Below are 24,280 nucleotides of genomic sequence, written 5' to 3'. Positions count from 1 at the left end.
CTCTATGATGAATCGTTTTCGTCCCTTCGCCTGCTTTGCCGTCTGCCTGCTGTGGGCCGCGGCCTCCTTCGCCGCCGAACCGCCGTCCGCTCCGGCGAACGCGGCGGGGCAGCCATCCGCAAACAAACAAAGCTCGTTCATGCCGGCCGGCCTCGGCGGCGGCGGCCCGATCGAAGTCACCGCGCAGCAAAGCCTCGAATGGCATCAGAACGAGCGGATGTATCTCGCCAAGGGCCAGGCCAAGGCCGCGCGCGGCGATGTCACCATCAGCGCCGAAGAACTTGCCGCCTATGAGCGCGTGGACGCTTCCGGCAAACATGAGATATACCGGCTGGCAGCCCGCGACAATGTACGGATCCAATCCAAAGAGCATGTGATCGAGGGCGACGAAGGCACCTATGACGCCGATAAGCGCCTTGCCGTGCTGACCGGCAAGAATCTGCGCTTCACGGATTCCAAGGCGGTCGTGACCGCCAGCGACGCGATGGAATACTGGCAAGACAAGCTGCAGGCCGTGGCGCGCGGCCACGCGGTTGCGATACGCGACGACCGCCGCGTCGCCGCCGACATGCTGATCGCGCAGTTCCGCACGCTGCCGAACGGCACGATGGAGCTTCAGCAGCTGACGGCGGAGGGCCATGTGGTCATCACCACGAAGGGCGACGTGGTGCGCGGCGACCGCGGCGTCTACGACATGAACCGCAACAGTGCCGTCCTGAGCGGCAATGTGAAGGTGACACGCGGCCAAAGCCAGATGGAAGGCGCGGTGGCCGAAGTGGATATGAATACCGGTCTGAGCCGCATGACCGCCGCGGGCAAAGACAACCGGATTCGCGCTCTTTTCCTTCCCGGCTCGGAAGCCGGCGCGCCGCAACTGCCTTGAAGATCATCCATGCATCAATCCACCCATAAACGCGACCAGGTCACCACCGCCACGTCGGCTCCCGCCACCGGGCTTGCCGCCATGCATGTCGGCAAGCGCTATAAGGAACGCCCGGTGCTGCATGACGTCAGCCTGTCGGTGCAGCGAGGCGAGGCGGTAGGGCTGCTCGGCCCCAACGGCGCGGGCAAGACCACCTGTTTTTATATCCTGACGGGACTGATCCGCGCCAATACCGGCGCGATCTCGCTCGACGGCGAAGACATCACGCATCTGCCGATGTACCGCAGGGCGCGCCTCGGCATCGGCTATCTGCCGCAGGAAGCTTCGATCTTTCGCGGCCTCAATGTCGAGGACAATATCCGCGCCGTGCTGGAAGTGACGGAAAAGGACGGCGACCGGCAGGAGCAGATGCTCGACGAGCTGCTCGCCGAATTCGGCATCACCCATCTGCGCCGCGCCCCGGCGCTGGCTTTGTCGGGCGGCGAAAGACGGCGGGTGGAAATCGCCCGCGCGCTGGCGGCAAGGCCGCATTTCATGCTGCTCGACGAGCCGCTGGCGGGCATCGATCCGATCGCGCTCGCCGATATCCGTGATCTCGTCAGCCATCTGCGCGACCGGGGCATCGGCGTGCTGATCACCGATCATAACGTCCGCGCCACGCTGGAAATCGTCGACCGCGCCTATATCATCCATGACGGGCGCGTGCTGATGGAAGGGCTGCCGGACGAGATCGTCGAGCATGCCGACGTCCGCCGCGTCTATCTGGGCGAAGGATTTAAGCTGTAAGGCGCTTCATGAAACCCGGACTTGCGCACGACCTGACGATTGCCTGCGGCCTCGGCCTGCTGGCCGTCCTTATCGCGGGCTGGGGGTCGATCGATTTCGCGGCCCCGCTCGCCATCAGCGATGATTATGTCATCTCCCTATTTCAGACCAAAACACTGCTGCGTTATGGCGGCATTTATACCAATCCCGAAGTCGCCTTTCCCGAAGGGGCCAACTATCTGGCTTTTCCCACGCCCGAAGCCGTTCAAGCTTTTCTGGTCTGGATCATCAGCCGTTTCACCGGTGATATTTTCCTGATCCTGCACGCTTTCGAGGCGCTGTGCTTCTTCACGGCGGCCATGTCGGCTTATCTGGCCATGCGCCTGACCCGCATCCCGCCATGGCTGGCCGCATGCGGCGCGCTCGCCTTCGCCTGCGCCGCCCATCTTAGCGCACGAGCCGCGATCCACCATCATCTCTGCTTCGTCGCGGTCATTCCCTGGCTGATCCGCTTCTGCTTCCTGCTGCCGTATCAGCGCGGACGCCTTTCCGCCCCTCCCTTCCGCCTGAGCGCTCTCCATGCCGCGGCGCTGGGAATCGCCGCCGCGTCCTGCGGACTCTATCATGCCTTCTTCAGCGCCGCCTTCCTCGGCCTTGCAATAGTTCTTACGATTTTCATGGGCGGCGGCTATGCCAGGGTGAAACCCGCGCTATGGGCGCTTTTATGCCTTCTCGCCGCTTTCATACTCTGGCTGCTGCCCAATTACCTGTATATCGCGGAGCACGGGATTCAGTTTCCGGAGCGCCGTTATTTCGAGCAGACGCGCTACGCCATGCGGCTGACGGATGTGCTGATACCGCCGCTGCCTCCCTTTCTGGAGAAATACCGGACTTACGCCGCCGCTCAGGAGAAGATCAGCCCGGAAGGCAATTACAATCTTCTGGGCCTATGGGGCATAGCAGGACTGGCCGGCGGCTTTCTGTTCTGCCTCGCCTCGCTGTTTCCCGCGAGAACGCCGCGCCTGTTCGGCAGATATATGCGCCGCGGGCCGATGGTGAAGACCGCGGCGGTTTTCATGTTCGCCGCCATCCTCTTCGCCGTTCCCTACGGGCTCGGCTTCATCTTCAATATGTATGTCTCGCCCACGCTCCGTTCCCAGAACCGGGTCGGCATTTTCGTCCTGTTCATGGCCGTGATGGCCGCCGCGCTGCTGCTGGAGAATTGGCGACGCCGTCCTTCCACGCGGCGCGGCGCGTTTTACGCCGCGACCTCGATCCTTCTGGCGCTCACGCTGATTCCCGCCTCCCACACCATCAACGCCCTTCAGCGCGCATCGTCCGACGCCTGGCAGAAAAAGCGCGACAGCTACCGGGAAGTGCTCGGCCTGCTGGAGGCGCGCCAGCTCAATGCCGTCGCCCAGCTGCCGTCCTATTATTTTCCCGAAGCGCCGTCGCGGCCGGAATTCGGCAATGCGGAGCATTTCTGGCCGTATCTTCTGGACAGCTCGGCCCGGCGGCGCTGGAGTTTCGGCTCCATGATCCATCAGCCGCAGTGGCAACTGCTCGCGACGATGACCGGCTGGCCCGCCGAGAAATTCATTCCGGCCCTGCGCTGCCTGGGCTATGATGCGGTGCTGATCGAAAAGCTCGCCTTCGGTCCGAAAGCGCAAGCCAACCTTGCTCCATGGACGGCGGAACTGGGGCAAACCCAGGTCATTCTGCGCGATGACGATCAAAGAACGCTGATCGATATCTCGAAAACGCCGCCCGGCCAATGCGAAGCGGTGCTGGGCCCAAGGCAATTGCCGGCCTCTCCGACACCATGAAACCCATGGGCGCGGCCTCTGGCTGGACTATTTCAATCGCTGCCGCTATTTTCATTGCATGAATCAAACTGCCGTCAGCATCGCCCCCGCACCGCCAGATCACCCTGCCCGACGGCACGGTGAAAAGCTTCGATCATGACCCGACCGGGTTTGAGCTTGCCGCCAGCATCGGCGCGGGCCTCGCCAAGGCCGCGCTGGCGATCAAGCTGAACGGCGAAATCCGCGATCTCGCGCGCCCCATCGGCGCGGACGCCAAGGCGGAGATCATTACCCGCAAATCGCCGACGCGCTGGAGCTTATCCGGCACGACTGCGCCCATGTGATGGCCGAAGCCGTGCAAGGCCTGTTCCCCGGCACGCAGGTGACGATCGGCCCGGCCATCGAGACCGGCTTCTATTACGATTTCTATCGCCAGGAGCCGTTCTCGACCGACGACCTCGCCGCCATCGAGGCCCGGATGCGCGAGATCATCGCCCGCGACGCCAAGCTGGTGCGCGAGGAATGGCCGCGCGACCGGGCGATAGAATTTTTCGAGAGCAAGGGCGAAAGATTCAAGGCCGAACTGATCCGCGATCTGCCGGACAGCGAGATCATCTCCATCTACCGGCAGGGCGAATGGCTCGATCTGTGCCGGGGGCCGCATATGCCGTCGGTCGGCCATGTCGGCAACGGCTTCAAGCTGACGAAAGTCGCGGGAGCCTATTGGCGCGGCGATCAACCGCAATCCCATGCTGCAGCGGATTTACGGCACCCGCCTGGCGCGACGAGAAAGAGCTTGCCGCCCATCTGACGCAGCTCGAGGAGGCCGAGAAGCGCGATCACCCGCAAGCTGGGGCGCGAACTCGGCCTGTTCCACATGCAAGATGAAAGCATGGGCAGCGCGTTCTGGCATCCCAAAGGCTGGACGCTGTACCGCGCGCTCGAAAACTACATGCGCCGCCAGATCGAGCGGCGCGGCTATGTCGAGGTGCAGACGCCGCAGCTTTTCGACAGTTCGGTGTTCAAGGCTTCCGGCCATTGGGACATGTATGGCGACAACATGTTCAAGATTCCCGGCCCCGCGCCGGAAGAAGGCGCGGAACAAAAACATATCGGCGTGAAACCGATGAATTGCCCCGGCCATCTGCTGCTGTTCAATCAGGGCATCAAGAGCTATCGCGATCTGCCGATGCGGGTGGCGGAGTTCACCAACCTGCATCGCAATGAAGCGCATGGAGCGCTGCACGGCCTGATGCGCGTCCGGCAAATGGCGCAGGATGACGCGCATATCTTCTGCACCGAAGACCAAATCCAGGAAGAGTCGGTGGCGTTCTGCGAATTGCTCAACCAAGTCTACGCCCATCTCGGCTTCGAGGTGGCGCGGGTTCGCCTCGCCGACCGGCCAGCCGTGCGCGGCGGCACCGACGCGGTGTGGGACAAAGCGGAGGGCGCGCTGCACCAGGCGCTCAAATCCCTGAAGATCGATTACGACATCAATTCGGGCGACGGCGCGTTCTACGGCCCCAAGATCGAGTTCTATCTGCGCGACGCCATCGGGCGCGAATGGCAATGCGGCACGCTGCAATGCGACTTCGTGCTGCCGGAACGGCTCGACGCTTCCTATATCGCGGAAGACGGCAAGAAGCACCGCCCCGTGATGCTGCATCGCGCCGTCCTCGGCTCGCTGCACCGCTTCATCGGCGTGCTGATCGAGCATTACGCGGGCAAGTTTCCGCTATGGCTCGCGCCGGTGCAGGCCGTGGTCTGCACCATCACCAACGACGCCGATGCCTATGCGCGCGAGGCGGTTCAGGAGCTCCAGGCGGCGGGGCTGCGGGCGGAACTGGATGCAAGCCCGGAAAAAATCAACGCGAAAATCCGCGATCACAGCCTGATGAAAGTCCCGCTGATCCTGGTCGTCGGCGCCAAGGAATCTACGAGCCGCAGCGTCGCCCTGCGCCGCCTCGGCGGCGAGCAGCAGCAGATCATGCCGCTGGATGAAGCCGCGCGCCTGTTAAGCCGGGAAGCTCTGCCGCCGGATTTGAAGGCCTAAGCGGGGAGCGCCGAGATTATGGTTAATCGCCCCGACGCGCCGACGGCAAATGATAATTTGGCGCCGCAGAAAAGGGCAATCCGGACAATAGTCGCCTGATTCACCCATAATGCTCTTATTACTTTCAGATAAATGAAGTATAAAATCTGGAGGAGAACGACATTATGGCGTTACCGCAAACTCTCGAAACCTCAGATCTGGAATTGCCGCACAATTGGCGGCTGAGCGTCATCGAATCGACCGCGAATCTGCCGACAGGTTGGGTTGTTGTAAATGGCGACAGCATCGCCGAAGGAGTCGCCAATATGGCACGAGCCGTACAAGACGGCGCGTGTCTAGTGAGTTGGAACAAGGCTGCGAATCTCTTTACCGCCAATGAAAGAAGAACGATAGCATCCCGCAGTGAAGGCTCACCCCGGGGGAGAGAAAGTACGCGGGAATAACAGCCGACGATCGTGAAAAATATCGTACAGAGCCATATACGCTCAATCGGAACAGCGCGGTTAAGGATATAGCCAAAACCATCGACGCTTCAGTTCAACGCAATTTCGATGCGATGCCTGCCACAGAGAGCCGGGAGATTGCTTCCGCGCTGCAGACATGAGATGCACCAGCCGCGAGATTTTACAGCAAGTTCATCAAACCTATGGACTAAAGCGCCTTCAGCAGCACGAGATCAGATTCCAGACTATAAAAAGATAGAGAGGAATCCTATCATAAGCACGAACTTGGAAACAAAGGAGGGGTTCTCCTCAGGACGATGGGCGAAGGCGACGGAACCCTTTATGTCTCCGAGAATGATATCACGGATAGCGGCTCGCTTTTTTATAAAAATGTTACGAATATAAAAGCGCGTTGGAACGCCACGCTTTGGACCCCTCCTCCTTATGCACTCACGTTCATAGCGGGAAATAACGTCGCGCATAACGAACCCTTTGCGGGGGTGCGGAGCCGGCGGGCACGCCACGCACAGTGGAAGTCATAGAGTTCGAGGCCGAAAAGCGCATCGCTCCTCTTTCCCCTTTCATGCAAAAGCTCTATGCTGAACATCCCGGGTTGGACATGGGTTGATTTTCCCCCTTCCCCCCCCGGCGCGAAAGCCGCTAAATTGCGGCGTCATTCAATAGAATTGGAGAATCGCCATTAATCGCCCCACCTTTACGCGCGAGCGCCCCGAAGCGCCGCGCCGGCCCGAAGACGGCCCCCGCACCAACCGTGAAATTACCGCACGACAAATCCGCCTGATCGATGAAACCGGAGAAATGCGCGGCGTCATGACCCCGCGCGAAGCTCTTGAGCTTGCGGAAGCGGTTGGCCTCGATCTTGTCGAAGTTTCGCCGGGCGCCGAGCCGCCGGTCTGCAAAATTCTCGATTCCGGCAAGTTCAAATACGAGATGCAGAAAAAGGCCGCCGAAGCGCGCAAGAAACAGAAGATCATCGAGATCAAGGAAATCAAGCTGCGCCCGTCGATCGACGATCACGATTTCGACATCAAGATGCGCAACGCCAAGGCGTTCCTCGAAGACGGCGACAAGGTGAAAATCACCATGCGCTTCCGCGGCCGCGAAATGGCGCACCAGGAAGTGGCGCAGGCCGTGCTCGATAAGGTCAAGGCGATCCTCGATCCGCTCGGCAAGATCGAGCAGCATCCGAAATTCGAGGGCAGGCAGATCACCATGGTGATCGCGGCGAAGTGAGGGGCTTCGTTAGTGAGCGTCTAGCGCGAACTTACGAAACCCTCATCCCGGAAGCGCGCAGCGCGTTATCCGGGATCCAGTCTCATATAAAATCATCCCGGAGAAGGCCCAGATCCAGGCTCATTACGCCGGACGCGTGAACGGTCGAAACCGAGCAATCCTTCCCGCTTCATATAGCGGGCGATGGCTATCTGGGAGAATGGCGATTTCCCGCTCAGCGTTTCCTCGAAGGCCCGTTTGAGCGGCATGATCGTCACCGTGGTGCTTTCCTGCTCGCTGGCAAGCCCCGCCGTAGCGTCCTGCATGGCTTCTTGGATTTTGCGAAACTGCCGCGCGGTCACATCGATTGTCGCGCTGAATTGATGCTGGGCCTCGGTCAAATTGACGGCGCAGGAAACGGGGCCGCCGAGCGATTGTATCGTGCCGGAATTGATCGAAAACAATTCCTTTCCGCGCGCGCCGGTCTCTTCCATGAATTCGCGCAACGCGGCGAGAACCGCCCGATCCATGATGGAAAAGCGGGGCGTAATGCCGTCTTGCTCGATAATCCCCGCTGGAATCTCGAGCGTATCCGGATCGCCCACGCCCCAGCGCGGCTGGCGCACGAGCATCGCATGATGATTGCGGAGAGGGACTTTCTGGTCGCGCTTGGCGAATGCGGCGGCCCCGACGCGGAATACAAGCAGCAAGGCTGCGGCATCGGGCATGAAATTGACGTGATAGGATGAATCGGCGCCGTCCGGGGTTTTATAAAAAACTCGAGCCTGCGCGCCCAAAAGCTTTCTTTTTTCCCCCGCGCCCACGAACCATGCGCCATTGACTTGCAACCGCGAGGTCTTAAATCCCGCATGATCGCGCCTGGCGACATGCTCTTGAATAACCGGCCAGGAAGAGATCATGTCTCTGTCCTTTTCGTCCGGCTGCATGTGCGGCGCGAAATCGATTTTATAATTCTGCGGCGTGGTGTTTATGACTCCATCCATAGAGTCATGTATATAGTGTTTCTGGGCGTTTGCCGTTGGTTAAAATAGTTTCATGGCTTTAAATTGACGGCATGAATCGCGAACGCCGACGATTTCGCCGCCTTGGGATCGAAAAGCTCTGGCAGCCTGGCTTCCAGGACATACGCTTTGCCTTCGGCCATCGTCATGGTGGTCGGGAAAACCAGCGGCACTTTGGTCGTCCCGGTTATTTTAGCCGACTTCCAATCATCGGCGCTATGCAGCTTCACGACGTAGCCTGCTTCATTCTGAACGACGAGCAGATCGTCGCCGCCCTCGAGTAACAGCCCGTCGCCGCCGGGAAGCGGCTTCGGCAAGGCGACCTGGCTGATGGCGTGGGTTTTCAGATCGACCTTGAACAGCGTGCCGCTGTCCATTTTCACGACCAGAAGATAACCGTCGGGATGCGCGGCGATGCCGTTCAGGCCGAGACCGGGAGCGTCCTTGCCCCGGTTCGGCACAAATTGCGGATCGGTGAAGGCGATAAAAGCGCGCCCGCTCGCGTCGATTTCGTAAATGAGCGACGCAAGGGAATCGGTCACGAAGATATTGCCGCTGTCATCGACCGCGAGATCGTTGGCGAAATGATCGCCGGGAGGAAGGCTGCCGAGATTATACCAAGCCAGAACCCTGCCGGTGTCGAGGTCGAAGCTGACGACGGCGGCGAGTTTCTGCCGCGTTGCCGGGATCGTTTTCGTGCCGACGCCGAGATCGGCGACGCAAACCAGCAGCCGGTTGCGCGGCTTGTCGATCTTCATGCCGAAGGTCGAGACCAGCCTCGCATCTTTCGCCCAGAGGCGGTATTTGCCGTCCAGACTGACCGAGCCGATATTGCCGTCATGAAGCGAGCCGACCAGGAATTCTTTAGTGTCGGCGTTATAGGCGACGCCTTCGGGATAAAGCGACGGCGCATCAAACGCGATGGTCGGCGGCACGGCGAATTTGGTCTTCGCCATGGCCTGCGGCGAAGCAAGGCACAGAAAAGCAACCAGGGCGGCGAGTAGATGGTTCATGGTTAGCTCCCCATTATATGATTTGCCCGGCATCCGCGTGATAGCTAGTTCTTCGCCTTATCCACCAGCTTGTTCTTGGCGATCCAGGGCATCATGGCGCGGAGTTTCGCGCCGGTCTGCTCGATGGGATGCTCCGCCGCGCGGCGGCGCATCGCCTTGAAGCTCGGCTGCCCCGCCTGATTTTCCAGCATCCATTCGCGCGCGAACTGGCCCGACTGGATTTCGGCGAGGATTTTCTTCATTTCCTTCTTGGTCTCCTCGGTCACGAGCCGCGAGCCGCGAGTGTAGTCGCCATATTCCGCCGTATTGGAAATCGAATAGCGCATATTGGCGATGCCGCCCTCATAGATCAGATCGACGATCAATTTGACCTCATGCAGGCATTCAAAATATGCCATTTCCGGCGAATAGCCCGCCTCGGTCAGCGTCTCGAACCCGGCCTGGATCAAGGATGTCAGGCCGCCGCACAGCACGCTCTGCTCGCCGAACAGGTCGGTTTCGCATTCCTCGCGGAAGCTGGTCTGGATGATGCCGCTGCGCCCGCCGCCGATGGCCGACGCATACGATAGCGCCAGATTTTCTGCCGTGCCGGTGGCGTTCTGGTTGATCGCGAAAAGGCACGGCACGCCGCCGCCCTTCTGATATTCGCCGCGCACGGTATGGCCGGGACCTTTCGGCGCGACCATGAATACGTCGAGATCGGCGCGAGGCTCGATCAGATTGAAGTGAATATTGAAGCCATGCGCGAAGGCCAGCGCCGCGCCGGGCCGCATCTTGGAAGACAGTTCGTTCTTATACAGCGCCGCCTGCTGCTCGTCGGGCGTCAGGATCATGACCACGTCCGCCGTCGCCGCGCCTTCGGCGGGCGTGACCACCTTGAACTGCAGGCTTTCGGCTTTCGCGGCGCTGGTGCTGCCGGGCCGCAGCGCGACGACCACGTCGCGCACGCCGCTGTCGCGCAGATTTTGCGCATGGGCATGGCCCTGGCTGCCATAGCCGACGATGCAGACTTTCTTGCTCTTGATGAGATTGAGGTCCGTGTCCTTATCGTAGAAAACCTGCATGCTACCTACTCCCCTTTTTGCGTGAAAGATTCCGAGCCGCGCGAGATGGCGGCGACTCCGGTACGAACGATTTCAGCCAAGCCGATCGGCTGCATCAGCGCGATGAAGCTATCCAGTTTTTCGGCGTTGCCGGTAATCTCGATGGTCAATGAATCGGTGGTGGCGTCGATGACCCGGGCGCGGAATACTTCTGCGAGGCGCATCGCCTCGATCCTCGCCATGCCGGTATTGGCGACCTTGATGAGCGCCATTTCGCGCTCGACATGCTTGCCTCCCATGGTCAGGTCGGATACGCGCCGCACCGGCACCAGCCGCCCGAGCTGCGCGCAAATCTGCTCGATCACCGCGACGGTGCCGCTGGTGACGATGGTGATGCGCGACAGGCCGGTGGTCCCGCCTTCATCGACGCGGGCCACCGTCAGGCTTTCGATATTATAGCCGCGTCCGGAAAACAGCCCGACGACGCGCGCCAGAACGCCCGGCTCGTCGGTGACGAGAACCGCAAGGCAGTGCCGTTCGATGGGGGCGGACTGCATCATGAATGTTTCGCCGCGTCGTCAATGACGCCCGCCAGCGCATTCATGTCGAGTTTGCCCTGCACATTCATCGCCATCGACGACGGCAGAAACTGCTCCGGATAGAGGCATTGCGGATATTTCAGGCTCATATCCTGAAACAAGGCTTCCTCGCCCACATGACGCAGGAAGGGCAGTCCCTGATTCTCCGGCTTGCTCTTGTCGGCGGGCGTGATGTCGAACAGGCGAAGGCCGTCGGTGACGACGGAATAAGGAACCAGGCGGCAGCTGTGATCGCCGATGCGCTGCGTCAGCCATCCCCTGACCGCCATGAAGCCCGCATGCTCGATGATATAGGAATCGACATTGCGATGGCTGCCCCCGACCCTCGGCGCGACTCCGGCGATGAAAGTCGCCTCGTAAGGCACGGCCTGTGCTTCGGAGAGCCTGCCGTGAAGGGCGGCGAAATATGATTTAGCGTCGGTCATCCGTCATCTTTTCTTTGTCACTGAATCAAACCAGAACCATGCCCTCTTCGGGGGTGGCTTCGGCGGGGCTGGCGGTTTCGTCGCCCATGATCATCTGGTTGTGCGCCTTGCCGCCCGGAATCATCGGGAAACAATTTTCCTTGGGATCGACCATGACATCGACGATGCAGGGCCGGTCATTGACCTTTAGCATCTCCGCGATCACGCCGTCCACATCTCCCGGTTTCGAGGCACGGAAGCCCGCGCCGCCGAAAGCCTCGGCCAGCTTGACGAAATCGGGCAGCGCCTCGGTATAGGAATGCGAATAGCGCCCGCCATGGATCAATTCCTGCCACTGGCGGACCATGCCCATCCATTGGTTATTGAGGATGAACACCTTGACCGGCAGCTTATACTGCACCGCCGTGGACATTTCCTGGATATTCATCAGGATCGAGGCTTCCCCCGCGACATCGACGACCAGCGCGTCCGGATTCGCCATCTGCGCGCCGATGGCGGCGGGCAGGCCATAGCCCATGGTGCCGAGGCCGCCCGACGTCAGCCAATGGTTCGGCTTTTCAAAACGCAGGAACTGCGCCGCCCACATCTGGTGCTGGCCGACTTCGGTGCTGATGATCGTGCGGCGGCCCTTGGTCAGTTCGCGCAGCCGTTCGAGCGCGTATTGCGGCTTGATGATCTTGTCGTCGGCTTTGTAGCGCAGGCAATCCCGCTTGCGCCACAGATTGATCTGCTCCCACCATTTCTTAAGGCCCGCCGCGCGCGGCTGATAACCCTTGCCGCGCCACTCTTTCAGCATCGCCTCCAGCACGTCCTCGGCATGGCCGACGATCGGCAGATCGACGCGCACGCTCTTGTTGATCGAGCTCGGATCAATATCGACGTGGATTTTCTTCGAGCCTGGGGAAAATTCGCTGATTTTGCCGGTGATGCGATCGTCGAAGCGCGCGCCGATATTGACCATCACGTCGCAGCCATGCATCGCGAGATTGGCTTCGTAAGTTCCGTGCATTCCCAGCATGCCGAGGAATTGCGGATCGCTCATGGGGAAAGCGCCCAGCCCCATCAGCGTGCTGGTACAAGGGAAGCCGGTGAGATGCACGAATTCCGCCAGCAATTCCGCGGCGCGCGGGCCCGCATTGATGACGCCGCCGCCGGTATAAAATACCGGACGCTCGGCCGCGGCCATCAGCGCCACGGCTTTTTCGATGGCGTTTTTATCTAAAGATTTGCGCGCGCCGTAAGCGGGCTTTTTCGGCGGCGGGGTATAGACGGCCTGCGCGAACTGGACATCCTTGGGAATATCGACCAATACCGGCCCCGGCCTGCCGCCGCGCGCGATGGAGAAAGCCTCGTGAAGCACGCCGGCGAGAACGGCGGCATCCTTGACCAGATAATTATGCTTGGTGCAGGGGCGGGTGATGCCGACCGTATCGCATTCCTGAAAAGCGTCGTTGCCGATCAGATGCGTCGCCACCTGCCCGGTGAGGCAGACGATGGGGATACTGTCCATCAGCGCGTCGGTGAGGCCGGTGACGGCATTGGTCGCGCCGGGCCCTGACGTCACCAGCACCACGCCGACTTTGCCGGATGAGCGCGCATAGCCCTCGGCGGCATGAACCGCGCCCTGCTCGTGCCGCACCAGCACATGGCGGATGCCTTCCGACTGAAACAGCGCGTCGTAAATCGGCAATACGGCGCCGCCCGGGTAGCCGAAAATCACATCCACGCCCTGATCCTTCAAGGCCTGGATGACGATCTGCGCGCCGGTTAATATTTGTTCTGACTGTAACTGCTCCGCCACTTGCTTGCCCTTGTTTTGGTATTTATCCACAGGGGCGTAGACTATAAGGCGCGCTCCCGCAACCCGCAAGTGTTTGGTAAGAAGTTAAGCTTTTTATCCTGAATCAGCGTTTATTAACGCGGCGTATGAGTAGCCGCTATGATCTGCAAAGCCGCGACGCGTATCGCCGCAGGCATTCCGGGCTGTCGATTCGTCATGAGAAATTTAACGAACGCATATTCCTCGGGAAGCTGCCTGAGGGTATTGGTGGGGGCATGAGCTTCAAGATCGCGCAAACGCTGGAGGGTTTTGACGACAACCGGATGTTCCGGGCCTCTGCTCACGATTACATCGCTGACATGTTGGATCAGTCTGCGGGTGCGTTCCTTGTTTTCTGCTTCCGTCATTGTCAAAATCCTTTCAAATTGCGATATCAATATCTCGTTCTATGCCTTTCCCTTCTCCGCTTGCAACCGCAGATTATGGTTAAAATCCTCCCATGACGACATTCGACAAATCCCGCCTGCCCTCGCGCCACGTCTCGGTCGGACCGGAGCGCGCGCCGCATCGTTCCTATTATCATGCGATGGGCATGACGGAAGAGGATATCGCCAAACCCTTCGTCGGCGTCGCGACCTGCTGGAACGAGGCCGCACCCTGTAACATCGCACTGTCGCGCCAGGCGCAGTCGGCCAAAAAGGGCGTGAAGGACGCGGGCGGCACGCCGCGCGAATTCACCACCATCACCGTGACCGACGGCATCGCGATGGGGCATCAGGGGATGAAATCCTCGCTCGCCAGCCGTGAGGTCATCGTCGATTCCATCGAGCTGACCATGCGCGGCCATTGCTATGACGCGCTGGTCGGCATCGCGGGCTGCGACAAGAGCCTGCCGGGAATGATGATGGCAATGCTGCGGCTCGACGTGCCGAGCGTCTTCATGTATGGCGGCTCGATCCTGCCGGGTAAGTTCAAAGGCCGCGACGTGACGGTGCAGGACGTGTTCGAGGCCGTCGGCAGCCATGCCGCCGGAAAAATGTCGGACCATGATCTGCACGAACTCGAATGCGTCGCCTGCCCGAGCGCCGGAAGCTGCGGCGGGCAATTCACCGCCAACACCATGGCCTGCGTCTCCGAAGCCATCGGCCTCGCGCTGCCCGGTTCGGCGGGCGCGCCGGCGCCGGATGTCGCGCGCGATCATTACGCGGTGAAATCGGGCGAAGCGGTGATGAATTTGATGAAGCTCAATCTGCGCCCGCGCCAGATCGTCACGCGGCAGGCGCTCGAGAATGCCGCCGTCGTCGTCGCCGCGTCGGGCGGATCGACCAACGCCGCGCTGCATCTGCCCGCGATGGCGCATGAAGTGGGCATCGAGTTCGATCTGCACGACGTCGCCGCCGTGTTCCGCCGCACGCCCTATCTCGCCGACCTCAAGCCCGCCGGAAAATATGTCGCCAAGGACATGTTCGAGATCGGCGGCGTGCCGGTGCTGATGAAGGCGCTGCTCGACGGCGGCTATCTGCATGGCGATTGCATCACGGTCACGGGCAAGACCATCGCCGAGAATCTGCGCGACGTGAAATTCCCGGAAGACCAGGACGTGATCCGCCCATGCACGAAACCCTTGTCGCCCACGGGCGGCGTGGTCGGGCTGCGCGGCAATCTCGCGCCGCAGGGCGCGATCGTGAAAGTCGCGGGCATGAAGAATTTGCGGTTCAAGGGCCCCGCCCGCTGCTTCGACTGCGAGGAAGACGCATTCAAGGCCGTGACCGAGCGCGGCTATAAGCCCGGCGAAGTGCTGGTGATCCGCTATGAAGGCCCGCGCGGCGGGCCGGGGATGCGCGAGATGCTCTCGACCACCGCCGCGCTCTATGGCCAGGGCGCGGGCGACCAAATCGCCCTCATCACCGACGGGCGCTTTTCCGGCGCGACGCGCGGCTTCTGCGTCGGCCATGTGGGGCCGGAAGCGGCGGTAGGCGGGCCTATCGCGCTATTGAAAGACGGCGACATCATCGTCCTCGACGCCGATGCAGGAATTTTGAATGTCGAGCTTTCCGACGCCGAGCTTGAAGCGCGGCGCAAAGCATGGAAACCGCGCCAGCATGATTTCCAGTCGGGCGCGCTGTGGAAATACGCGCAGCAGGTCGGCGACGCCGAAAAGGGCGCGGTCACGCATCCCGGCGCGAAAGCCGAGACGCATGTATATGCGGAGATATAAGCGGTTAGAAACCTAATTTCCTTCGCAGGAAATCCATTAGGGCAAGCAGGCTGAACAGCTTTGCAATCCGACTTCCCATGAGCGGAGGAAGTGACAAAACTGCATCGATGCAGTATTGCTTCCTGGCAAACTCTCCGCCAAATCGAATGGCTGTTCTATGGAAAGATTCATCTAAATCCCCCAAGAGGCCGTCTCTGTATTGGGCTTCCACTAAAATGGAAAGTATTTTTTGTATACCTACTGGTGGCAAGTGGCTTGATCTGTAATCAAGCTCTTTTCTTTCATAATGGTGAACCCTATTTTTTATTTGTGATAGACGTACCTTGATGTATGATTTTTGTCCGCTAACTATGGCCGCTGTTTTCAATAATTTCCACCGCAATATAAGCGTAGGTCCTCGCCCTGCATCAGGCCTCCATGCAGTTACATCTTCTTTGAGTTGTTTAACTAAAGCTTCACTTCCTTCAAGAACTAAAGATAGCTTCTGAAGCTCAACACTAATAAGGTGCATTCCCTTATGTTTGTTATTCATTGTGCGGCTCCATGAAGAGCGGGGTTTTTGAAGCCCAGACCGTTCTCTAGGGAGCGCCTAGAATTGACTGTTGCTTCGAGTGTGATACGTCCCTTTGTAGTGAGTTCAAAAAACTTTTTGGCTCGCCCACCACGCTCGGCAGTGGGATCGCCTAAGCGAGAGGTCACGAAACCCTTCTCAGAAAGACGGTCAAGAGTTGTATATATCGTGCCGAATGAGCGACTGCGTCCACCACGCTTAGCAAGCTCATCGCGGATGGTTATGCCGTAAGCGTTCGTACCGAGACGCAATACCGCCAGCATAATCATCATTTCAAGTTCACCGATGGAATCATAGCCCATGAGCACCCGCTTTCTATTTCCTCGACAAAATAGAATATATGGAGACGCGCAATCCAAGTCAAGAAAATTTTAATTTAAATAGCGATTTTAAGCGCCCAGGAATAATTTATAGGCCGGGTTGCCGCTTTCCTCGGTATAGGGGTAGCCGGTTTTCTTGAGGAATGCCTGGAACGGCTTATCGTCGCCGGGCGGAACCTGGATGCCGACCAGCACGCGGCCGTAATCCGCGCCGTGATTGCGGTAATGGAACAGGCTGATATTCCACTTGCCGCCCATCGCCGACAAAAATTTGAGCAGCGCGCCGGGACGCTCGGGGAATTCAAAGCGATAGATGCGCTCATTCTTCGCCTGCGGCGCATGGCCGCCAACCAGATGCCGGATATGCAGCTTCGCCATCTCGTTGCCGGACAGGTCGAGCGTCTTGATGCCATGGCGCTCCAGCGTCTTCATGAGCGCGGCACCCTCTCCGGCCTGGCGCACCGCCACCCCGGCGAAGACATGCGCCTGCTTGTTGTCGGCATAGCGGTAATTGAACTCGGTAATCTGACGCTGGCCGAGAAGCTCGCAGAAATGCTTGAAGCTGCCAGGCTTTTCCGGGATCGTCGCGGCGAAAACCGCCTCGCGCCGCTCGCCAAGCTCCGCCCGTTCGGCGACGAAGCGCAGCCGGTCGAAATTCATGTTCGCGCCGCAGGCGATGGCGACCAGCGTCTTGTCCTTCAGCCCATGCGCCGCCGCATATTGCTTCATGCCCGCAATCGCCAAGGCTCCCGCAGGCTCCAGCACGGTTCGCGTATCCTCGAACACATCCTTGATCGCAGCACATATGGCATCCGTATCGGCCAGCACCATGCCGTCGACATATTTGCGGCAGAGCTTGAACGTCTCCTCGCCCGGTTGCTTGACCGCCACTCCGTCGGCGAACAATCCGACATGCGGCAGCGTCACGCGCCGTCCGGCCTTGAGCGAGCGCGCCATGCAATCCGCGTCGACCGGCTCGACGCCGATGATCTTGATCTCCGGGCGCAGCTGTTTCAGATAGGCGGCGACGCCGCTGATCAATCCGCCGCCGCCGACGGCGATGAACACCGCATGGATCGGGCCGGGATGCTGCTGCATTAGCTCCATGCCGACGGTGCCGTTCCCGGCGATCACGTCGGGATCGTCGAACGGATGGATGAAGGTCAGCTTCTGCTTCTTCTCCAGCAGACGCGCATGGGCATAGGCCTCGTCATAGGACACGCCATGCAGCACGATCTCGGCGCCGCGCGCCGCGACCGCCGCCACCTTGATCCCCGGCGTCGTGACCGGCATCACGATCACCGCCCGCGCGCCCAGCTTTTGCGCCGCGAGCGCCACGCCCTGGGCATGATTCCCCGCGCTGGCCGCGATCACGCCGCGCTTAAGCTCGGCGGGCGAAAGCTGCGACATCTTGTTGTAGGAGCCGCGCAGCTTGAACGAAAAAACCGGCTGCATGTCCTCGCGCTTGAGCAGCGCGCGGTTGCCGATGCGCGCCGAAAGCCCCGGCGCATGCTGAAGCGGCGAGACGATGGCGACGTCATAGACATTCGCCTTGAGGATTCTTTCGAGATAGTCGGTTTTGGGCATGGCCGGATTGATTGATGATTGAAGCGAGGCGGCACTATAAAGCGCCATCCCGCCGAAGGCCAGAGGCGCGTTAACCATGCCATGAAACTATTGTTGCAATGGGAAAGAGAAGGAAAAAATTGTATATTGCGGAATAACTTTTCAAAGATGCGGTTATGACAATTAAATTCCACGGCGATACCGGCGGCATTCTTACACCCCTTTCTCGCGCCGACCAGGAATTCGCACGCGACATGATTAATTCTCATGGCGTCGAGTGTCATCCTTTGACGTTTAATATCAGGAGGATGGAAAGTTCTGGCTATAACAATATCCATACGAAAATTACGACCGTGAATGAAAATGGCGTAACGACTTGCGTCGTCGCTGCCAGCCCAGATGCCGATAGCCGTGATTATTTTCGTCGATTGACGGGATATGACGAACTGGGATTTCGCGCAGCTGCCGATATGACGACAGCGCGCGCCGAATTCCCATCCGTAACGGCGGCATGTTACAAAGACACGGCTTTCTTTCGGATCGACCATCAAAAGAAAGTGAGAAGCGGCTTTTTATGGCTGGGGCATCGCACGGAAATCCGTCCGAGCTACCACCAAATGGACGCCGCGGATTTCACTTATCTGTATGCTCCCGCCGAAGGCCAAAGCCTGACGCCCGCGCTCGCACCGTACCAGCGCGTCGAAGCCCTGCTAACCGACGCGAGAAATAATCCGGAAGCGGACGTCCGCTACGCGTCGTTGCTGGAATTCAGCGCGCATGCGGCTAACAATCCCGACCTCGCCACCCAGGCCCGCGCCGACGCGCTGTTCGTCATCGGCACGTCCGATAGCGACGCCAATGTCAGATCGGAAGCCCGGCAGGTCTATGGGTTGCTGACCGATCTCAACCCCTCCATTAAGGCCGAGGCTTCTTTCCGTCAGGCATTCACGGCCAGATTGGACACCGCGCGGGCGCGCATCGAAACGACATTAGCCCCGCCTAAACTTCTGGGGCCCGCGAACGCCGACCCCGTCTTTGAAATTCCCGATCTGCTACCCGAGCCACCGCAACCGCGCGGCCTGCCCGCCGCACCGAGCCATGCCCCGCGCGGGTAATAGGGCCGCCAGCCAAGGCATGAAACTATTGCTCCACATTGATAGCGGGATGAAAAAATGATATCGTCGCCTCTAGTTAATGAACAGAGATAATTATTAGGAGAGATTTTATGAGACCGGATTTTGTTATTACGCTCGGCACCAATTGGCCACTCGAAGGCCAGGCGCGAAGCTTCGCTTCCGGACTGATCGCTCAATCCGGGGTGCCATGCTATGCCCGCACTCTGCGCATTGCCGATATCGACAGACCCTTCGATAATGATCGAGTTGATTATACAACCGTCGATGATGAAGGAAGACGCGGGTGTATCGAAACCAGTGAGATCAACTCGAGCTTCTACAAAAACGCGAGTGTATCCGCCTTCAAGATCGCGGCAGATATGACAACGGGCCAGATAGCTCAGCAGCAGGTTAAGGCGGTATTGAACGGAGATAAGGTCTTTTTTCAATGCAGCGAGGAAAGGACGGTGGGTTTCTGGCCGTTTGTTTTCAACAGAAACGTTGACAGCGTTTTCCGCATGGAGGCTGATGAATTCAGTCATTTATGGAGCCCGACTGCCGCTCCTTCCGCGCAGCATCAGCCGGTGACTCAAGCGCCCCAGATCAAAAAACACGATAGGATTTACGAAGTCGTGTCTGCTGTCAGCCCCGCGCCCGCCCGCCAATTGGCAGCGCGAAACGGCACGCCTCGGCTGCCGGGACGCAGCGATGCGCCCCAATTGCCAGCGCGGAGCGGCGGCACGCCCCTTCTTCCGCCGGCGGTACGATAAAAGGCTGCGCCTTGTTATGAGGCCAGCTTTTCTTTCGTGACTTTCCGCCAGAACGCTTCGATCTTCGCCGTCTCGATGCCGGGCGCGACAAAGGCCTTGCCGATGCCGCGCGCGAGGACGAGCGTGATCGCTCCGTCCTGGTTCTTCTTGTCGCCCATCATGAAATCCATCAGCGCGGGAATGTCGCCTTGCGACGCCAAAGGCTTCGTCGGCAGCCCGCAATTTTCGCATAAAGCCTCATAGCGCGCGGCGTCTTCGGGCGGGCACAGCCCCTCCTCCGCCGAAAAACGCAGCGCCAGAGCAACACCGGTCGCCACCGCCTCGCCGTGATAGAGCCTGCCGCCGAAACCCGCAAGAGCCTCCAGCGCATGGCCGAACGTATGGCCGAGATTGAGCAGCGCGCGTCGCCCGGACTCTCTTTCGTCCGCCGCGACGATTTCCGCCTTGGCGGCGCAGCTTTCCATCACCGCCGCCTGCAGCAGCGCCGCGTCGCCCTCGACCAGCCGCGGGCCATATTCCCCGCACCACGAGAAAAAATCGGGCCGGTCGATCACGCCATATTTCACCACTTCGGCGAAACCGGCGCGCAGCTGGCGCGGCGGCAAAGTCTTGAGCGTATCGATGTCGGCCAGCACCAATCGAGGCTGATGAAACGCGCCGATCAGGTTCTTGCCATGCGCGCTGTCGATGCCGGTCTTGCCGCCGACCGCGCTGTCCACCTGCGCGAGCAGCGTTGTCGGGATTTGCACGAAATCCACCCCGCGCAGCAGCACGGCGGCGAGAAATCCGGCGAGATCACCGACGACGCCGCCGCCGAGCGCGACGATCAGCGTCTTGCGGTCGGGCTTGCGGGCAAGCGCTTCCTCCGCCATCGCGGCGAATTCGGAAAAGTTTTTGCTCTCCTCGCCCGCGGGAATAATGATCGAAGGCAGGCAGCGATGGCCCGCCGCGCGCAGGCTTTCCTCCAGCGGCGCTATATACGGTCCGGCAACATTATTGTCGGTAATGACGAGGCATGGCCGCGCGCCGAGCCGCGTTTCGATTTCCGCGCCCGCCCGCGCCAGAAGCCCGCCGCCGATCAGAATATCATAGCCGCGATCTTCGGCGGCGACGGGCAACGCGACGCGCAAGGCGGTGATGGTCATGAATGGCCGTTACAAGAAAACTCTGCCTTAATTGACTTCAGGCAATTGCGGGACTTGGGGCGTTCTGCCCGGCGACCGGCTTCGGTCGGGCCGCGAAGGATTAATCGACGGCCACGGAATTTCGGTGCCGTTATCCACGGGGAAACCTGACGGCGGCTTCTTAGGGTTTCGCGGCGGCTCAACGGGTGCATCCATAATTCTTCTCCTTGATTAAGATAATGCCGGAAAACTACCAGATAAACTGCGCAGGTCAATACGCCACGCTACGATCCGCTAATGCCTTGATCGGCAAGAGTTTCGATGATCCGCTCGACCGTCACATCCGGCGCGTGATTGCCGCTTACGACCGTGATGTCGGCGGTGGCGTAGATGGGCTCGCGAACCACCAGAAGCTCCCGCATCGCCTGCGCCGGATCGGCATGCTGGCGCTGCAAGACCGGACGGCCCCGCCCCTTGCCGACGCGGCTTATGAGAATATCGGCATCGGCTTTAAGCCAGACGGAAATGCCGCGCGCCCGGATGACCGCCCGCGTATCTTCCTGAATGAAAGCGCCGCCGCCGGTCGCCAGCACCATCACGCCGCCTTCGAGCAGGCGGGAAATGACCCGGCATTCGCCCGCGCGGAATTCGGCCTCGCCGTAACGGGCAAAGAATTCCTGAACGCTGCAGCCCGCCGCCCGCTCGATCTCGGCATCGGAATCGGCGAAAGGCAGCGCCAGCCGCGCCGCGAGCCTCCTGCCGATGCTGCTCTTGCCGCTGCCCATCATCCCGACCAGAACGACGCTTCTGGCCGGAACGAAGGAAGATTTGGCTTTTTCGGAGGTCATGCATTACCTTTCCCTGAATTCACTATATAGCTGACAGGAGACTTGCTTGGCGCGCATTATTATAGGATTGGCGGTTCTGGTTGTCATCGGCGGCGGCGCGTGGCTGGCGTTCAGCGATATCGCCCCGCCGCAAGAGACCGTGCGGCAAACGCTGCCCGACGAGAGCCTGCCGCATTGAGTCTTCCTAACGAAGCAAGTCTTCCGAAAGAAGCGGGGGCATTTCTCGACGCGCTGGCCGCCGAGCGCAACGCGGCGGCCAACACCCTCGCCGCCTATGCGCGCGACCTGGGCGATCTCGGCGAGTTTCTGGCCGGGCGCAAACGCGGCCTGGCTGAAGCGCGCGCGGACGATCTGCATGACTATCTGCGCGGGCTTTCCCGCCTGGCGCGCGCGACCCAGGCGCGGCGGCTGTCGTCGCTGCGCCAGTTCTATAAATTCCTGTGCAGCGAGAAAATCCGGCGCGACGATCCGTCGCGCGATCTCGCCGCGCCGAAATCCGCCCGCGCGCTGCCCAAATATCTGAGCGCGGACGAAGTCGCGGGCATATGCGACGCGGCGCGCGAAATGCCCGGCCCGGAAGGCGCGAGGCTGCGCGCGCTGATCGAGCTTCTCTATGCGGCGGGATTGCGGGTCAGCGAGCTTGTCGCCCTGCCGCTCCAATCCGTCTCCGGCAAAGGCAATCTTTTGATACGCGGCAAGGGCGGCAAAGAGCGGCTCGTGCCGCTGGGCGACGCCGCCCATGCCGCGCTCGCCGAATATGTCAAAGCCCGCGCCGTCTTTCTGACGCCAGGGAAAGATTCGGCTTATTTATTTCCTTCCAAGCGCGCCGCGACCGGCCACCTGACGCGTCAGCGTTTCTTTCAGCTGCTGCGCGAGACCGGCCTGAATGCGGGCATCGCCCCGGCGCGACTTAGCCCGCATGTGCTGCGCCACGCTTTCGCCACGCATCTGCTGGAGGGTGGCGCGGATCTACGCAGCGTGCAGCAGCTTCTCGGCCACGTCGATATCGCCACGACGCAGATATATACGCATGTCGCCACGGGCCGCCTCGCCGCCGCCGTTCGGGACCATCACCCGCTGGCGAGGCGCAAAAGTTCTTAATACTATGCTCTCGCCAGATTTGCGCCGGAAATTTAACCATGATAAGCAAAGCGCGGAACATTATCGGGTATTCGACTTATGCAAATACTGGAATTCGAGAAGCCGGTCGCCGAGCTTGAGGCCAAGATCGAAGAACTCAAGCATGTCGCGGGCGGCGGCAAGGTCAATCTCGCCGACGAAGTGAGCAAGCTGCAGGACAAGGCGGCGAAGCTGCTGCGGCAGATTTACGCCAAGCTCACCCCCGCTCAGAAGGTGCAGGTGGCGCGCCATGTGAATCGCCCGCGTTGCCGCGATTACCTGGCCGCGCTGATCGAGGATTTCGTGCCGCTGGCGGGCGACCGCAACTTCGCCGAAGATCACGCGATCACCGGCGGCCTCGGCAAGCTGCGCGGCAAGCCGGTCGTCGTCATGGGGCATGAGCGCGGCAACGACACCGAAAGCCGGATCAAGCATAATTTCGGCATGGCGCGGCCCGAAGGCTACCGCAAGGCGATCCGGCTGATGAAGCTCGCCGAGCGTTTCAAGCTGCCGATCGTCACGCTGGTCGACACGGCGGGCGCGTTCCCCGGCGTCGATGCCGAAGCGCGCGGTCAGGCCGAAGCCATCGCCCGCTCCATCGAAACCTGCCTGACGGTCAAGACCCCGCTCGTCGCCTGCATCATCGGCGAAGGCGGATCCGGCGGCGCGATCGCCCTCGCGGCGGGCGACCGCGTGCTGATGCTCGAACACGCGGTCTATTCGGTGATATCGCCCGAAGGCTGCGCCTCGATCCTGTGGCGCAGCGCCACCCATGCGGCGGAAGCGGCGGCGGCCCTTAGAATCACCGCGCAGGATTTGCTGCAACTCGGCCTGATCGACCGCATCATCACCGAGCCTCTGGGTGGCGCGCATCGCCACGCCCAGGAAACCATCGCCCATGCGGGCGACGCCATCGCCGCGGCGCTGGCGGAACTGCAGCCGCTTGATAGCACCGCGCTTGTCGCGAAGCGCCAGGCGAAATTCCTGGACATGGGAAAGAAGGCGCTGGCTTAAGAGAGAAAGCTTATTTGGCTTTTTGCGCCTGGACGAGCCATTCCGGGCGCTCGAACTTCGCTTCCTGGTCGGTCGCAGCCCGAATTCTCTCATATTGGCGGCTGTTGGAATATCCGGACTTCAAAGATAAAATCCTGACCTCGCCGCCGTTTTTCCGGATCACCTTGGTTTCGGGCATTTTTTCCGGATCGTAATCGCCGCCCTTGGTGTGAATCGACGGCTTGAGCTTATCCAGGATTTGGCTGGGATCGGATTCATCGAAGAAGGTGACGTAATCCACGCAGCGCAGCGCCGCCATGACCAGCGCGCGGTCCTGCTCTTCATTGATGGGCCGCGCCGGGCCTTTGATCCTCCTGACCGACGCGTCGGTATTGAGAATCACCGCCAACGCGTCCCCGAGGGCGCGCGATTCTTCCAGATATTCTATATGGCCCGCATGCAGAAAATCATACACCCCGTTCGTCGTGACGACGGTTTTCCCGGCTTGCTTCTGCCGCCCGATAATTTCGGCCAGATCGTCGGCGGATTTGATGCGGCTTTTGGAATCCATC

25 protein-coding genes and 1 pseudogene are annotated in these 24,280 nt (G+C 60.4%); 12 read left to right on the top strand and 14 right to left on the bottom strand.

The window, feature by feature from the left end; translation table 11 throughout:
- Positions 1–4: 4 nt before the first annotated feature.
- From WDO70_03185 to infC, 6 genes and pseudogenes are all read left to right on the top strand, one after another.
- Entirely contained in the window at positions 5–883 is an 879-nt protein-coding gene (locus WDO70_03185; protein ID MEJ0062214.1) for an LptA/OstA family protein, read from the top strand.
- 9 nt (positions 884–892) lie between these two features.
- Positions 893–1,669 (top strand): LPS export ABC transporter ATP-binding protein, encoded by a 777-nt coding sequence (lptB, locus tag WDO70_03180; protein ID MEJ0062213.1) that lies wholly within the window; start codon positions 893–895, stop codon positions 1,667–1,669.
- A gap of 8 nt (positions 1,670–1,677) precedes the next feature.
- A complete protein-coding gene (locus tag WDO70_03175; GenBank protein MEJ0062212.1) occupies positions 1,678–3,474 on the top strand; it encodes a hypothetical protein in 1,797 nt (598 codons plus the stop codon).
- Positions 3,475–3,572: 98 nt separating this feature from the next.
- Positions 3,573–5,506, top strand: a pseudogene (thrS, locus tag WDO70_03170) (threonine--tRNA ligase).
- A gap of 164 nt (positions 5,507–5,670) precedes the next feature.
- Complete coding sequence (locus WDO70_03165; GenBank protein MEJ0062211.1) at positions 5,671–5,949, top strand: hypothetical protein; 279 nt, start codon at positions 5,671–5,673, stop codon at positions 5,947–5,949.
- Positions 5,950–6,648: 699 nt separating this feature from the next.
- Entirely contained in the window at positions 6,649–7,203 is a 555-nt protein-coding gene (gene infC / locus WDO70_03160) for a translation initiation factor IF-3 (protein ID MEJ0062210.1), read from the top strand.
- 92 nt (positions 7,204–7,295) lie between these two features.
- Here infC and WDO70_03155 read toward each other — a convergent pair whose 3' ends face one another.
- The 7 genes from WDO70_03155 to WDO70_03125 form a co-directional block, all read right to left on the bottom strand.
- Entirely contained in the window at positions 7,296–8,186 is an 891-nt protein-coding gene (locus WDO70_03155) for a hypothetical protein (protein MEJ0062209.1), read from the bottom strand.
- A 50-nt stretch (positions 8,187–8,236) separates the two neighbouring features.
- Entirely contained in the window at positions 8,237–9,217 is a 981-nt protein-coding gene (locus tag WDO70_03150; protein ID MEJ0062208.1) for a hypothetical protein, read from the bottom strand.
- A gap of 44 nt (positions 9,218–9,261) precedes the next feature.
- The gene (gene ilvC, locus WDO70_03145) at positions 9,262–10,281 is read right to left on the bottom strand and encodes a ketol-acid reductoisomerase (protein ID MEJ0062207.1); all 1,020 of its coding nucleotides are present in this window, start codon (positions 10,279–10,281) and stop codon (positions 9,262–9,264) included.
- Between the two features lie 5 nt (positions 10,282–10,286).
- Entirely contained in the window at positions 10,287–10,820 is a 534-nt protein-coding gene (gene ilvN / locus WDO70_03140; GenBank protein ID MEJ0062206.1) for an acetolactate synthase small subunit, read from the bottom strand.
- Positions 10,817–11,284 (bottom strand): hypothetical protein, encoded by a 468-nt coding sequence (locus WDO70_03135; GenBank protein ID MEJ0062205.1) that lies wholly within the window; start codon positions 11,282–11,284, stop codon positions 10,817–10,819. The genes ilvN and WDO70_03135 overlap by 4 nt, the downstream gene beginning before the upstream one ends.
- Positions 11,285–11,309: 25 nt before the next feature.
- A complete protein-coding gene (locus tag WDO70_03130) occupies positions 11,310–13,115 on the bottom strand; it encodes an acetolactate synthase 3 large subunit (GenBank protein ID MEJ0062204.1) in 1,806 nt (601 codons plus the stop codon).
- A gap of 83 nt (positions 13,116–13,198) precedes the next feature.
- A complete protein-coding gene (locus WDO70_03125) occupies positions 13,199–13,471 on the bottom strand; it encodes a hypothetical protein (protein MEJ0062203.1) in 273 nt (90 codons plus the stop codon).
- A gap of 92 nt (positions 13,472–13,563) precedes the next feature.
- On the opposite strand from WDO70_03125, the gene ilvD reads away from it, so the two are divergent.
- Entirely contained in the window at positions 13,564–15,282 is a 1,719-nt protein-coding gene (gene ilvD, locus WDO70_03120) for a dihydroxy-acid dehydratase (GenBank protein ID MEJ0062202.1), read from the top strand.
- A gap of 4 nt (positions 15,283–15,286) precedes the next feature.
- Here ilvD and WDO70_03115 read toward each other — a convergent pair whose 3' ends face one another.
- From WDO70_03115 to ilvA, 3 genes are all read right to left on the bottom strand, one after another.
- Positions 15,287–15,814, bottom strand: coding sequence for a hypothetical protein (locus tag WDO70_03115; GenBank protein ID MEJ0062201.1), 528 nt, complete (start codon positions 15,812–15,814; stop codon positions 15,287–15,289).
- Complete coding sequence (locus WDO70_03110; GenBank protein MEJ0062200.1) at positions 15,811–16,155, bottom strand: PadR family transcriptional regulator; 345 nt, start codon at positions 16,153–16,155, stop codon at positions 15,811–15,813. The genes WDO70_03115 and WDO70_03110 overlap by 4 nt, the downstream gene beginning before the upstream one ends.
- Before the next feature lie 87 nt (positions 16,156–16,242).
- Positions 16,243–17,808 (bottom strand): threonine ammonia-lyase, biosynthetic, encoded by a 1,566-nt coding sequence (gene ilvA, locus WDO70_03105; protein MEJ0062199.1) that lies wholly within the window; start codon positions 17,806–17,808, stop codon positions 16,243–16,245.
- Between the two features lie 107 nt (positions 17,809–17,915).
- On the opposite strand from ilvA, the gene WDO70_03100 reads away from it, so the two are divergent.
- On the top strand, positions 17,916–18,854 hold the full coding sequence (locus tag WDO70_03100; protein ID MEJ0062198.1) for a hypothetical protein: 939 nt from the start codon (positions 17,916–17,918) through the stop codon (positions 18,852–18,854).
- Between the two features lie 110 nt (positions 18,855–18,964).
- Positions 18,965–19,624, top strand: coding sequence for a hypothetical protein (locus WDO70_03095; GenBank protein MEJ0062197.1), 660 nt, complete (start codon positions 18,965–18,967; stop codon positions 19,622–19,624).
- Between the two features lie 14 nt (positions 19,625–19,638).
- Here the strand turns inward: WDO70_03095 and aroB are convergent, their stop codons facing one another.
- From aroB to WDO70_03080, 3 genes are all read right to left on the bottom strand, one after another.
- Positions 19,639–20,769 (bottom strand): 3-dehydroquinate synthase, encoded by a 1,131-nt coding sequence (aroB, locus tag WDO70_03090; GenBank protein MEJ0062196.1) that lies wholly within the window; start codon positions 20,767–20,769, stop codon positions 19,639–19,641.
- Positions 20,770–20,796: 27 nt separating this feature from the next.
- Positions 20,797–20,964 carry a hypothetical protein gene (locus WDO70_03085; protein ID MEJ0062195.1) on the bottom strand — a complete coding sequence of 56 codons (168 nt, stop codon included), beginning with the start codon at positions 20,962–20,964 and terminating at the stop codon, positions 20,797–20,799.
- 68 nt (positions 20,965–21,032) lie between these two features.
- Positions 21,033–21,596 (bottom strand): shikimate kinase, encoded by a 564-nt coding sequence (locus tag WDO70_03080; GenBank protein MEJ0062194.1) that lies wholly within the window; start codon positions 21,594–21,596, stop codon positions 21,033–21,035.
- 46 nt (positions 21,597–21,642) lie between these two features.
- Here WDO70_03080 and WDO70_03075 point away from each other — a divergent pair, with 46 nt between their 5' ends.
- The 3 genes from WDO70_03075 to WDO70_03065 all read left to right on the top strand — a co-directional run bounded on the left by WDO70_03075 (position 21,643) and on the right by WDO70_03065 (position 23,729).
- Positions 21,643–21,774: a hypothetical protein gene (locus WDO70_03075; GenBank protein ID MEJ0062193.1), complete on the top strand. Its 132-nt coding sequence runs from the start codon at positions 21,643–21,645 to the stop codon at positions 21,772–21,774.
- A complete protein-coding gene (locus tag WDO70_03070; GenBank protein MEJ0062192.1) occupies positions 21,771–22,697 on the top strand; it encodes a tyrosine recombinase in 927 nt (308 codons plus the stop codon). The genes WDO70_03075 and WDO70_03070 overlap by 4 nt, the downstream gene beginning before the upstream one ends.
- 78 nt (positions 22,698–22,775) lie before the next feature.
- On the top strand, positions 22,776–23,729 hold the full coding sequence (locus tag WDO70_03065; GenBank protein ID MEJ0062191.1) for an acetyl-CoA carboxylase carboxyltransferase subunit alpha: 954 nt from the start codon (positions 22,776–22,778) through the stop codon (positions 23,727–23,729).
- 10 nt (positions 23,730–23,739) lie between these two features.
- On the opposite strand, the gene WDO70_03060 is transcribed toward WDO70_03065, so the two are convergent.
- A complete protein-coding gene (locus WDO70_03060; protein MEJ0062190.1) occupies positions 23,740–24,279 on the bottom strand; it encodes an adenylyltransferase/cytidyltransferase family protein in 540 nt (179 codons plus the stop codon).
- Between the last annotated feature and the right edge of the window lies 1 nt (position 24,280).

The sequence above is a fragment of the Alphaproteobacteria bacterium genome, from assembly GCA_037200005.1.
Taxonomy (GTDB): Bacteria; Pseudomonadota; Alphaproteobacteria; order UBA9219; family RFNS01; genus JBBCGY01.
The sequence above is the reverse complement of the archived record's forward strand: the minus strand, read 5'-3'. Positions and strand labels throughout refer to the sequence as shown.